This window comes from Sodalis praecaptivus, assembly GCF_000517425.1.
Lineage (GTDB): Bacteria > Pseudomonadota > Gammaproteobacteria > Enterobacterales > Enterobacteriaceae > Sodalis_A > Sodalis_A praecaptivus.
The window spans coordinates 1,596,596-1,608,831 of sequence record NZ_CP006569.1 but is presented as its reverse complement, the minus strand read 5'-3'; the positions used below and the strand labels follow the sequence as shown (position 1 = coordinate 1,608,831).

Below are 12,236 nucleotides of genomic sequence, written 5' to 3'. Positions count from 1 at the left end.
TCTTCTCTTCATCACTTTAACCGGGAGCCTAGCCAGGATGAGCGAAAACAAGTTTATCGGCGCGCACGTTAGCGTAGCGGGAGGCGTCGATCGGGCGGTGGCGCGCGCCCACGACCTTAAGGCGACAGCGTTCGCACTTTTCACCAAAAACCAGCGGCAATGGAAAGCGGCGGCGCTGACCACCGAGACTATCGATAATTTCCGCGCCGCCTGCGAGCGCTATGGCTATGCTTCCCGCCAAATCCTTCCCCATGACAGCTACCTGATTAATCTCGGCCATCCTACGCGCGATGGGCTCGAGAAATCGCGCGAAGCCTTCATCGATGAAATGCAGCGCTGCGAGCAATTGGGGCTCAGCCTGCTTAATTTTCATCCCGGCAGCCATTTACAGCAGATCGCGGAAGATGAATGCCTCGCGCGCATCGCCGATTCTATTAATCTGGCGCTGGAGAAAACCCAAGGCGTTACCGCTGTTATCGAAAACACCGCCGGCCAGGGCAGCAACCTGGGTTTTCGTTTTGAGCAACTGGCGGCGATTATCGATCGCGTTGACGATAAAAACCGTGTCGGCGTCTGCATCGATACCTGCCACGCCTTTGCCGCCGGTTATGATCTGCGCACGGCCTCGGCCTGCGCCGACACCTTTAAGGCGTTCGCCGATATCGTTGGCTTCCACTATCTGCGCGGGATGCATCTTAACGATGCCAAAACCGACTGCGGTAGCCGGGTCGATCGCCACCACAGCCTCGCCCTGGGCAAAATAGGAAAAACCGCCTTTGCTTGGATCATGGCCGATAAACGCTTTGACGGCATTCCGATGATTCTGGAAACGGTGAATCCGGATATCTGGCCGCAGGAAATCGCCTGGCTGAACGCATTGGCCGCCGGCGACAACACCGCCGCAACGCCGGCCGAAAGCTAAGCGCCAACGACAACGGCCCGCAGGATAACCTTGCGGGCCGTAATGCGTCCCATCGCGCCACGCGGTTAGGACGTTTTAAGCGTCACTGCCCTCGCGGGCGATGATGCACCGGCGGGCGAACGGGTCAATCCCCCTTCGCCCGGCGCGTCAGGACGTTTGCGCCCACACGCCTCTTAATGCCGGCATGAGAGCATCGGCAAAGGCCCGCTAGGCATGTTTACCTCACCCGCGCGCTTTCGCTCTCCCGGTATTGGGATAGCGAAAGTCAGGCCGGCGCCCCCACTACGTCAGGACGTTTCAGCAGACTGTACAGCACGCCCAGCAACAGAGTACCGGCGGCAATTGCGATGATATAGCCGGTCACCGGCGAGATAGCGCCCGGGATCAGCAGCACGAACAACCCGCCGTGCGGCGCCATCAGCGTAGCGCCAAACATCATCGACAAGGCGCCGGTCAGCGCGCCCGCCACCATGCTAAGCGGGATAACGCGCATTGGATCGCGAGCGGCGAAGGGGATCGCGCCTTCCGAAATAAAACACAGGCCAAGCACAAACGCGGCTTTGCCGGCTTCACGCTGGGTGTCATCGAACTTACGGCGTCCAATAAGCGTGGCCACCGCGATGCCCAACGGCGGCACCATACCCGCGGCCATAATGGCCGCCATCGGGCCATAGGTCTGGGTGCTGAGCAGCGCGACGCCAAAAGCGTAGGCGGCTTTGTTGATGGGGCCACCCATGTCGCTGCACATCATCGCACCGAGAATAGCCCCCAGCAGCACCGCGTTAGCGGTTCCCATGACCTGGAGCCAGTGCGTCAGCGCGGTCAGGATTTTGGCGACCGGCGTACCCACCACATAAATCATCACCAATCCGGTCACCAAGGTCGCGATAAGCGGAATGATAAGGATGGGCTTTAGCGCCGCCATACTTTGCGGCAGGGGCAGTTTATTGCTGATAAGCTTGGCGACATAGCCCGCCAGGAAACCGGCGATAATGCCACCGATAAAACCCGCGCCGGTGCTGACCGCCAACATCCCCCCGACCAGCCCCGGCGTCAGACCCGGACGATCGGCGATAGAAAAGGCGATGAACCCCGCCAGTACCGGCACCATCAGCGCCAGGGCGGATTTGCTGCCAATCTGCATCAGCGCCGCGGCCAGGGTGCCCGGCTCGTCGGCGGCATGAATGCCGAACACGAACGACAGCGCGATGCAAAGGCCCCCCGCCACCACCATCGGCAGCATATAGGAGACACCGGTGAGCAGATGGCGGTAAGCGCCCGGCGATCCCTTTTTCTCCTCGGTGGCCGCCCCCTGTCCGGCAGGCTGGAAGACCTGGGCTTGCGCCACTGCATTATCCAGCGTTTGGGCGGTTTTTTTCAGCGCCAGCCCGGTACTGGTCCGGTACATGGGTTTGCCGGCGAATTTAGCGAGATCCACTTCAATATCCGCCGCCACAATCACCAGATCCGCCTCCTGTACCTCCTCTGGCGTGATGGCATTGCCGGCGCCGACCGACCCGCGGGTTTCGACCTTTACCCACCAGCCGCGTTTTTTCGCCTCGGCTTCAATAGCCTCGGCCGCCATGAAGGTATGCGCAACGCCGGTGGGACAAGCCGTCACCGCCACAACCCGCTTCGGACCGGACGACGCCGCCGCGACGGAGGAGGAAGGTGCTGCGGCCGATGCCCGATACGGCGCGGCCTGCGCGCGGGCGCGCTGCAAAAAGGCGTCAGGGTCGTTGGCGGCGTCCACTACCGTTCCCTGAAAAGCCATCTTGCCGCTCAGCGTCGCATCGCCGGCCTCTGCGCCCACCAGTACCCACAGTTCGGCGTCCGGGTCGTCGTTGACCAGCTGCAGCCCGCTTTTCCCCGCCGCATCAGCCAATACTGTCCGCAATATATGGCTGCGGGCCTGGCCCAATGCACTGTCCAGAATCAGACGTGTTTTCATCCTCACTCCCGCTTAATTAAAAGGTTTCAAATCGACACGGGCCATCATGGCCGCCAGTTGCGGACGGTCGGTCACGCCCACATTGCTTTGGCTGACCGCCAGCGCCGCCACGGCCGTCGCCAGCCGGAGCGTATGCTCGCTTGACTCGCGCATCAGCAGGCCATAAATCAAACCACCCACCATCGAATCACCGGCGCCGACGGTACTGACCACCTCACAGGCCGGCGGTTTGGCCAGCCAGGCGCCGGAGGCATTTACCCACAGCGCCCCTTCGGCGCCGAGCGAGATGACCACATGGGCGATCCCCTGTTCGCGCAGGGCATGGGCGGCCTCAACGACGTCGCTGAGCGCCGGCAATGGGCGCCCGGCCCAGATTTCCAATTCCCGTCGATTGGGTTTCACCAGCCAGGGTGACGCTTTCAGCCCGGCCACCAGCGCTTCGCGGCTGCTGTCAAAAATAATGCATGGGCAATGGCTGCGCAGCTTCACCATCCAGTCGGTGAAGGCCGCCGGCGCCACGCCGGCGGGCAGACTGCCGCTGACCGCCACCATATCGAACTGGCCCAGCCAGGTGAGCGAGTCGTTGACAAATCGATCCCAATCCTGCGGCGTGACCGTGAACCCCGAGAAATTAAAGTCGGTAACATCGCCGTCTTTTTCGGTCAATTTGACATTGATACGCGTCCGGCCCTGCACTACCTGAAACCGATTGGCAATGCCCAGATCGCTAAACAGCAGTTGGAAGCCGTCCTGATTTTCTTTCCCCAAAAAACCGCCAACGGTCACGTCGATGCCCAGATCTTTCAGAACTTTAGCGACGTTAATCCCTTTGCCCGCGGCGTGCAGCCCGGTGGTTTGTACCAGGTTGACTTCGCCACGCTCGATTTCCGGGCAAAAACCCACCAAATCGTAAGCCGGATTTAGCGTAATCGTTGCTACGCGTCTGCTCATGCCTCTCCCTCCCCGAGACCCGAGGCAATGGCCTCGCCTATTGCCTGCAGCGCCTGTTCGGCATCATTGCCTTCAGCGGTAAAGCGTAATTTGTGACCTTTTTTGACGCCGAGCGCCACTACTTTCATCAAACTGCGCCCATTGGCGGGCTTGCCGCTGCCATCGAGATTGGTGACGGTAACGGCGCTGTCGAACTGTTTAATCACGCTCACCAGTGCCGTGCCCGGCCGAGCATGGAGCCCGTGCTCGTTACGCACCACGAATTCAGCGGTCAGCTGATTCGCCTGCTCCGGCACCTCGCTGGTTAGCAGCGCCAGCAGCGTCGGCGCGTCGGCGTCGGCCAGCCTAGCGGCGCGCTGCTGGCGCAGTAGCGCGGCAAGGTAGTCCAGCACCGGCAGCGGTTGGTCGTCCGCCACCGCCACGGTTATCAGCATCATGACCGGCACGCCATCCTGCTGGAAAGCACTTGCCGGACGGCTAATGGCGACGGCGCTGATAACATTGCCCTGCGCACTATCGTCCAGCCAAACGCCCTGTCCCAGATGAAGCGGCGGGCTGGCGATAACGTTGCTGACAAAACGGGGCTCCACGGCGCCGAGGCGCTGAAGCAAACCGGCGTTAAGCGCTTTCAGCGTCATCAGATCGCCGGCGGCGATATCTAATAGTAAGGTTGAGCTGTCAAACAAAAACGCCGCGGGCTGCTGCTCGCCCATCAGTACGCTGCGCAATTCCTCGGCCGAGTTGGTTTTCGCCAGACGCGCCGCCAGGGATTCATCGCTTAGCACATGGGTCAACTGCCGCAGCAGGGCAAGATGCTCGTCGGAACGCGCGGCAATACCGATGACCACATAGGCCGTCTGTCCTTCACCCCAGTCAATCCCCTGCGGATACTGAAAGACCTGCACACCGGTATTTTGTACCAGATGGCGGGTCGCCGTGGTGCCGTGGGGAATAGCGATACCGTTTCCCAGAAAGGTCGACGTTTGGGTTTCCCGCTCCAACATGCCCGCCAGATAGCCATCGCTAACGCAACCCGCCTGCGTCAGCGCGTCCGCGGCCTGACGAATGGCCTGCTCTTTATTCTCGGCCTTGGCGCCGGGATGGATGTCATTTAATGACAGCTCGAACATAGTTCTCCTCACCTGCTGAATGGCTGAAGTTGAATCGTTTCAGCTAATTGAGTTAAAAAACGCGTGACTTCTGGTTTATCTACCGAAAAGCCACGCTGAAACGTTTCAAGGAAGTGTGAAACCAGTTGATGCTTAATGCAAGGGTTCGCGTCTATTTCATGATGAATCTTTGATGCCCCGCACATTTTGCTTCACGGCGGCCCGTTATTTGACGCGTCGGCTGAAGCCGCGCTGAAGGAGAAAAACGCCTCTCGTTTTTTTCCCACCGTATCTCGTCGACCGACCGAGGTTGCCCCGACCTTTTTTTTCTGGCGCTATTTTGTTTTGCCGCCATCGGCGTATGATGCGCCCGTCCCCGTCCTTTACCCGAACGTTATTCATGATACCTACCTCTGTCGCCCTGGCGCGACGCCGGCCGGATATGACCTCTGCGGCCTTTCTGGCGATAGCCTTTCTCACCGGAATTGCCGGTGCGCTCCAGCTCCCTACGCTTAGCCTATTTTTATCGCAGGAAGTTGAGGCCCGTCCGTTTATGGTCGGCCTGTTTTATACCGGCAGCGCCGTAATCGGTATTTTCGTCAGCCAATTCCTTGCCGTCCATTCCGACAAACATGGCGATCGCAAGATTTTGATTTTTAATTGCTGCTTGCTGGGCGCGCTGGGTTGCGTGCTGTTCGCTTACGATCGCAACTATTATCTGCTGCTGGGCCTGGGCGTGCTGCTGACCAGCTTTGGCTCCACCGCCAACCCGCAGCTTTTCGCCCTGGCACGCGAACATGCGGATAATACCGGCCGTGAAGCGGTCATGTTCAGTTCGGTGCTGCGCGCGCAGGTTTCGCTGGCCTGGGTCATCGGTCCGCCGCTGGCGTTCGCGCTGGTGATGGGATTCGGCTTCAAAACCATGTATCTGATGGCCGGCGCGACGTTTCTGCTCTGCGGCGCCCTAGTCTGGCTGATGTTGCCTTCTATGCGAAAAACGCAGCGGCAGGCCCGCGAAGTACTGGAGGCGCCGCGCCGCAACCGGCAGGATACGCTACGGCTGTTCAGCGCCTGTACATTAATGTGGACCTGCAATTGCATGTATCTGATCAATATGCCGCTGTACATCCTGCACGAACTGCATCTGCCGGAGAAAACCGCCGGGGTGATGATGGGCACCGCCGCCGGTCTGGAAATCCCCACCATGCTGCTGGCCGGTTGGCTGAGCCGGCGCTGGGGGAAGCGGCGTTTGATGCGCCTGGCGGTGGTGGCCGGGGCGCTGTTTTACCTGGGCATGCTGACAATGCGCGATCCCACGGCGCTACTGATGTTGCAGTGGCTGAATGCCCTCTTTATCGGCATTCTTGCCGGCATCGGCATGATCTATTTTCAGGATTTGATGCCCGGTCAGGCCGGCGCCGCCACAACGTTGTTTACCAACAGCGGGCGGGTGGGCTGGATTATCGCCGGCTCGCTGGCGGGTCTGGTCGCGGAAATCGGCCAATTTCACAGTGTCTTTTCGCTGTCGTTGCTGATGATTGCCGGCGCCGGATATTGCATGTGGCGCATTCGTGATGTAGATTCGCCGCAGCCCCGCGACACTCTTCAGTCCCCTCTGCCCGGCGCCGACGGCAACGGTAAGGTGTCGCCATGATCACGACATACACTACAGGTCCTTGTTAATGGCTAGAGCTAATGAAATAAAGCGCGGTATGGCGATAAATTACAATGGTAAATTATTGCTGGTTAAAGATATCGACATCCAAAGCCCCAGCGCGCGCGGCGCCAGTACGCTATATAAAATGCGTTTCGCCGATGTCCGTACCGGTTTGAAGGTTGAAGAGCGTTTTAAAGGCGATGACATCCTTGATACCATCACCTTGACCCGGCGCTCGGTGACGTTCTCCTATGTGGACGGCGACGAATATATCTTTATGGACGACGAGGATTACACCCCCTACATCTTCAAAAAAGATCAGATTGAAGATGAGCTGCTGTTTATCCCTGAGGGCGGTATTCCCGGCATGCAGGTGCTGACGATGGAGGGTGCGGTGCTGGCGCTGGAGCTGCCGCAGACCGTGGATCTGGATATCGTCGATACCACGCCGGGCATTAAAGGGGCTTCCGCCAGCGCGCGCACCAAACCCGCCACCCTGACGACCGGTCTGGTAATCCAGGTGCCGGAATACCTCAGCAGCGGCGAGCGTATTCGGATCCACGTGGCGGAACGCCGCTACATGGGACGCGCCGATTAACCGGACCGCATCGGTTAACCCGACCGCGCCGGCAAACCGCGACGCATGAGATTAACGCGGTTCGCCGGCTTGGCACAACGCGTCGGTCAAGCACGCTATGGCGGCTAGCCTTGGCGTAAGGGCTGAGCTCGCGATTCGTCCCCCTTCGCTGCGCATTGGCCCGCCCGCCACCTCGCCCCTCCGCTGCACATTGGCCCGCCCGCCACCTCGACCCTTCGCTGCACATTGGCCTGCCCCCGGCCACGCGATTAACTTTGGCGAAAGAGCGCGCCGGCCCGCGCTTCTGATAGCGGTTAAACTTGCCGGGCGACGGGTTAACCGCCTATTGCCCTTTACGCCGTCGTTATCCTGACCAATTGAGCGGTTTTAAACGGTCCGGCTTGCAGCATTAACTTTTCATGTTTACTCTGTTAACAAAAAAGTCACTTTCGCCTCGGCCCTGCCGTTGCCGGGAGCGCCCCTCTACTAAGGACACCCCATGCCAACTATCGCCTCAGTGTCGCTACCGGAACAGGTGCAGCAACCGGGCTACGATCGTCATCGCCTTGCTGGACGAATCGTCCATATTGGTTTTGGCGCGTTCCACCGCGCCCATCAGGGCGTGATGACCGACCGGGTGCTTAATCGGCACGGCGGCGATTGGGGGATATGCGAGGTTAGCCTGCACAGCGCCGATCTGTTGCAGGCGCTGCGTCGTCAGGATCATCTCTACACCGTGCTGGTCAAGGGCCCCGACGGAGCGCGCGCGCGGGTGATAGGCGCCGTATGCGACTCGCTGGTCGTTGCCGAACAGGGTATCGACGCTCTGCTGGCGAAGCTGGCCGAGCCGCAGGTGGCTATCGTGTCGCTGACCATTACCGAGAAAGGCTATTGCATTGAACCAGGCAGCGGTCAACTCGACCGCACGCACCCGGGGGTGATCGCGGATTTGGCGGCGCCACACGCGCCTGGTACGGTGCCCGGCATTCTGGTGGAAGCGCTTAACCTGCGCTATCGCCGCGGTCTGGCGCCTTTTACCGTTCTCTCCTGCGATAACATCCCCGGCAACGGCCAGGTGGTGCGCGCGTCGGTATTGGGGTTAGCGCAGGCGCGGGATGCGGCGCTGGGCCGCTGGATAGCCGATCACGCGTCCTTCCCGGCCACCATGGTGGATCGTATCGTGCCCGCCGCCAGCGAGGAGGTGCTGGCGGACGTGGCGGCGATGCTCGGCGTGCGCGATCCGTGCGCCATCGCCTGTGAGCCCTTCATCCAATGGGTGATTGAAGATCACTTTGTCGCCGGCCGCCCGCAGTGGGAGCGGGCGGGTGCCCAGTTGGTCGACGATGTGGCCCCCTTTGAAGAAATGAAGCTGCGGATGCTGAACGGCAGCCATTCGTTTCTCGCCTGGCTGGGCTATCTGTCCGGCTACCCCCATATCAGCGACTGCATGAATGACGCTACGCTGCGCGCCGCGGTCGAGAAATTGATGATCAACGAACAGGCGCCCACCCTGCGGGCTATCGAGGGAGTGGACACGGGTGACTACGCCCGGCAGTTGCTGACGCGCTTTGCCAACCCCGCCCTGAAGCATCGCACCTGGCAAATCGCGATGGACAGTAGCCAAAAACTGCCGCAGCGCATTCTCGATCCGCTGCGTTGGCATTTACGGCACGGCAGCAGCGCCCCGCTGCTTACGCTGGCGGTGGCGGGCTGGATGCGCTATGCCGGCGGGACTGACGAGCGGGGGCAGCCTATCGATATCCGCGACCCGCTGCAAAGCGCTCTGGCGGACATCGCAGCCCGGCATGAAGACGGTCCGGGGCGGGTGCGGGCATGGCTTGCGTTGCGAAACGTTTTCGGCCAGGATCTGCCGGAAAATCCGACATTTGTCGCCGCGGTCACCGAGGCTTACCGATCGCTGATGCAGCACGGTGCGCTGGCGACGGTCGCCGGTCTTCTTAACGACTAACGCGGAACCGCCATGACCACCCAAACCACCTTGGTAACCGGTTTTCTCGGCAGCGGGAAAACCACGACGTTATTGCATCTGCTTAGCCAGAAACCCAGCGGCGAGAAGTGGGCTATTCTGGTCAACGAGTTCGGCGAAATCGGCGTGGACGGCGCCCTGCTCGCCGACAGCGGCGCGACGCTGAAAGAGATCCCCGGCGGCTGCCTGTGCTGCGTTAACGGCCTGCCGTTGCAAATCGGCCTCAATACCCTGCTGACGCGAAACCGGCCCGATCGGCTACTCATTGAGCCCACCGGTCTGGGCCACCCCGCGCAAATCCTCGCCCTACTGGCCTCGGACACCTATCAGAACTGGCTTACGCTGCGGGCCACGCTCTGCCTGCTTGACGCCCGACAGTTGAGTCAGCCGCGCTATCGCGACAACGACAACTTCCGCGATCAGTTGACCGCGGCCGATATCATTATCGCCAACAAGCAGGAAACCTATACCGACGCGGACCGGGAGACGCTGGCGGCGTGGCGCCGCGCCAGCGCGAACGATCGAGACCTGTTCACCGTCAGCCGCGGACAGGTGCCGGTGACACTTTTGGATCGCGCCAGGACCATTCTGCGCGCGCCGGCGCCCGGCGCCGGTCATGCACATCAGCACGCCGCCCCCCGTAGCGGACTGGCCGCGCTCCGTCTGCCGGGCAATCACGGCTGGCGCCGCGCGCTGAATCAGGGGGAGGGCTATTATGCCTGTGGCTGGATATTTGATAGTGAAACCCAATTCGACACTTTGGGGCTGTTGGAATGGACGCGTCTGGCGCCGGTGGAACGCATCAAAGGGGTGCTGCGGGTGAGCGAAGGCACGCTGCGGATAAACCGCCAGGGTAATGATTTGTACACCGAAACCTTGCCGCAGCCGCCGAGGGACAGCCGGATAGAGCTTATTCATCCCCAGGCCGCGGACTGGAATCGCTTTCAGAGTACATTGTTGAAACTCCGTTTAAGTTAGCTCGCTTATATTTGAATAAGATTATTCGTTTAGCGAAAGGTTTGGTCCATGTCTCGCCTCCCGGCCATGGCGATGCTGAGCTTGCTCGGCGTGGCGTTGTTTTTTTCCTGGTTTCTGCCCGCGCATCACGGTTTCTGGTTCGCACTCGACAGCGGCATCTATCATGCGGTAAATCATCAGGCGGTACGTCATCCGCTGTTTGCCGATTTGTTGGCTATTACCAACAACCGCGTGTTTGATCTGTGCTCATTGCTGGCGATGGGCATCGTCTATTTGCGTTACTATCTGCGCGCCGATGCCGCCGGACGCCGCCGCATGCTGGCCATTGGCCTGGCCATGATCATCACCGCCCTGGTGCTCAACCAGTTGGGCCATCTGGTGCCGGTGACGCATGTCAGTCCGTCGCGCTATTTCAAGGCCACGCCCGGCGTCGTCAGCATCGCCGAACTGACGCAAATTCCCACCAAAGAATATTCGAGCGACAGCTTCCCGGGCGATCACGGCATGCTGCTGATGATTTTCGCCGCCTTCATGCTGCACTTCTTTGACCGTAAGGGGTTTTTGCAGGGCGTACTGATTGTACTTCTCTTCTCGACGCCGAGGATCCTTATCGGCGCGCACTGGTTCACCGATGTGGCGGTCGGTTCACTGTCCATTGTTCTGGTGGGCTTGGGGCTGTGGCTGCCCGGCGGCGGTTGTGATGCGCTGGTGAAGCGGCTTGAGCGCTACCTGCCGCGCGCGGCGAAGTTCAACAGGCGTCGCCAGCCGCACGGATAAGAAAATATTATCCGCCGCCGAGGGGTGTCAGCCGCGCCAACAACCGGCCTGGCGCGACGCTGCGCCCCGATAAATGCAGCCGCACGCGCCACCGCTCTGCGCCGGCGCCGATTTCGCCTAACCCTGCCGATTATTTCCACCACGTTATTCTCTGCACGCTGACAAATAATTACATCATTAAAAGTTATAAGATTACGGCTAAAAATCCTCGCTTTCCTTTATTCATTACGGTAACCTCGAATTCGCTCGACGTCCTGCCCGTTATTTTTCGGTCTTTGAAACGATTGTGTGAGTAATACCACACATTTGCTGAACGAAATCTGGTCAATTAGGACGCGCGCTTAACTCTCATTGTTTGGCATTTTATAACGACATTGTCGTTAAGGACTTCAAGGGATAACACATATAATGGTCAAATCTCAGCCTATCTTGAGATATGTTCTGCGGCTCATCCCCGCAGTGGCGGTTGCGGCCATGCTATCCGCCTGCAGTACTTCTCATAGTCCGAAACAAACCGCTGACATGCGTGCAGTAAACGATTCAAATCATTTTTTACTGCAAGCCTCTCAGGATGAATTTGAAGAAATGGTTCGTAATGTGGATATTAAATCCAAAATTATGGATCAATATGCCGATTGGAAAGGCGTGCGTTACCGCCTCGGCGGCAGTACTAAACGCGGCATTGATTGCTCTGGCTTCGTGCAGATGACGTTCCGCGAACAGTTTGGCCTTGACCTGCCGCGTTCCACGCTGGATCAGCGGGAAATAGGTTCCAAAATTCAACGCGGTAAGCTGCGTCCGGGCGATTTGGTGCTGTTCCGCGCCGGCTCAACGGGTCGCCACGTGGGCATTTATCTGGGTAACGATCAATTTGTTCATGCGTCCACCAGCAGCGGCGTAATGATATCTAGTCTGAATGAAAGTTACTGGAAGACCCGCTACCGCGAAGCCCGCCGAGTGCTTCCCAACGGCGCGCAGAGTTAATTTGGTTATTTATTGAACGTCCGAACTGCCCAATGAGAGAAAAAAAGCCGCGCAAAAGCGGCTTTTTTTTATCCTTAATCATCCCCATGATGAATTAATGAATATGTAAAATAATTGAATTCGATATTTACAATTCAATTAATGACTGTTAATTAATTAATACTTTCCTTATTGGCTATATCGCCGCCCTGTAGATTAATTGTTTGGTCATTGTTGCAAAAAACGCTGCGTTATCCCCTCTTCCGTCTGAATAAAGCCAAACGTTTTTCGCCGCCTGGCCGACATTATCCGCAGGGCTAAACAGAATAATTCGCCGGGTTAGCGCCAGCGCGGGACGCGAAAA

General features: G+C 59.1%; 10 protein-coding genes. 7 read left to right on the top strand and 3 right to left on the bottom strand.

The features are described 5' to 3' along the window. Nucleotides 1–37 precede the first annotated feature (37 nt). Complete coding sequence (nfo, locus tag SANT_RS07135; RefSeq protein ID WP_025421605.1) at nucleotides 38–922, top strand: deoxyribonuclease IV; 885 nt, start codon at nucleotides 38–40, stop codon at nucleotides 920–922. 265 nt (nucleotides 923–1,187) lie between these two features. On the opposite strand, the gene fruA is transcribed toward nfo, so the two are convergent. The 3 genes from fruA to fruB are packed head-to-tail and all read right to left on the bottom strand — an operon-like array spanning nucleotide 1,188 to nucleotide 4,954. After that, nucleotides 1,188–2,873 carry a PTS fructose transporter subunit IIBC gene (gene fruA, locus SANT_RS07130; RefSeq protein ID WP_025421604.1) on the bottom strand — a complete coding sequence of 562 codons (1,686 nt, stop codon included), beginning with the start codon at nucleotides 2,871–2,873 and terminating at the stop codon, nucleotides 1,188–1,190. Between the two features lie 12 nt (nucleotides 2,874–2,885). Next, nucleotides 2,886–3,824: a 1-phosphofructokinase gene (gene fruK, locus SANT_RS07125; RefSeq protein WP_025421603.1), complete on the bottom strand. Its 939-nt coding sequence runs from the start codon at nucleotides 3,822–3,824 to the stop codon at nucleotides 2,886–2,888. Next, entirely contained in the window at nucleotides 3,821–4,954 is a 1,134-nt protein-coding gene (gene fruB / locus SANT_RS07120; protein ID WP_025421602.1) for a fused PTS fructose transporter subunit IIA/HPr protein, read from the bottom strand. Before fruB ends, fruK begins: the two co-directional genes overlap by 4 nt. Before the next feature lie 379 nt (nucleotides 4,955–5,333). On the opposite strand from fruB, the gene SANT_RS07115 reads away from it, so the two are divergent. The 6 genes from SANT_RS07115 (at nucleotide 5,334) to mepS (ending at nucleotide 11,893) form a co-directional block, all read left to right on the top strand. Next, on the top strand, nucleotides 5,334–6,587 hold the full coding sequence (locus SANT_RS07115; protein ID WP_025421601.1) for a sugar efflux transporter: 1,254 nt from the start codon (nucleotides 5,334–5,336) through the stop codon (nucleotides 6,585–6,587). Between the two features lie 28 nt (nucleotides 6,588–6,615). After that, on the top strand, nucleotides 6,616–7,188 hold the full coding sequence (gene yeiP, locus SANT_RS07110) for an elongation factor P-like protein YeiP (RefSeq protein ID WP_025421600.1): 573 nt from the start codon (nucleotides 6,616–6,618) through the stop codon (nucleotides 7,186–7,188). A gap of 478 nt (nucleotides 7,189–7,666) precedes the next feature. After that, nucleotides 7,667–9,136: a mannitol dehydrogenase family protein gene (locus SANT_RS07105; RefSeq protein ID WP_025421599.1), complete on the top strand. Its 1,470-nt coding sequence runs from the start codon at nucleotides 7,667–7,669 to the stop codon at nucleotides 9,134–9,136. Nucleotides 9,137–9,148: 12 nt separating this feature from the next. Further along, nucleotides 9,149–10,132, top strand: coding sequence for a CobW family GTP-binding protein (locus SANT_RS07100; protein WP_025421598.1), 984 nt, complete (start codon nucleotides 9,149–9,151; stop codon nucleotides 10,130–10,132). A 48-nt stretch (nucleotides 10,133–10,180) separates the two neighbouring features. Continuing rightward, nucleotides 10,181–10,909 (top strand): phosphatase PAP2 family protein, encoded by a 729-nt coding sequence (locus SANT_RS07095; RefSeq protein WP_025421597.1) that lies wholly within the window; start codon nucleotides 10,181–10,183, stop codon nucleotides 10,907–10,909. A 408-nt stretch (nucleotides 10,910–11,317) separates the two neighbouring features. Continuing rightward, on the top strand, nucleotides 11,318–11,893 hold the full coding sequence (mepS, locus tag SANT_RS07090) for a bifunctional murein DD-endopeptidase/murein LD-carboxypeptidase (protein WP_025421596.1): 576 nt from the start codon (nucleotides 11,318–11,320) through the stop codon (nucleotides 11,891–11,893). Nucleotides 11,894–12,236: the final 343 nt, after the last annotated feature.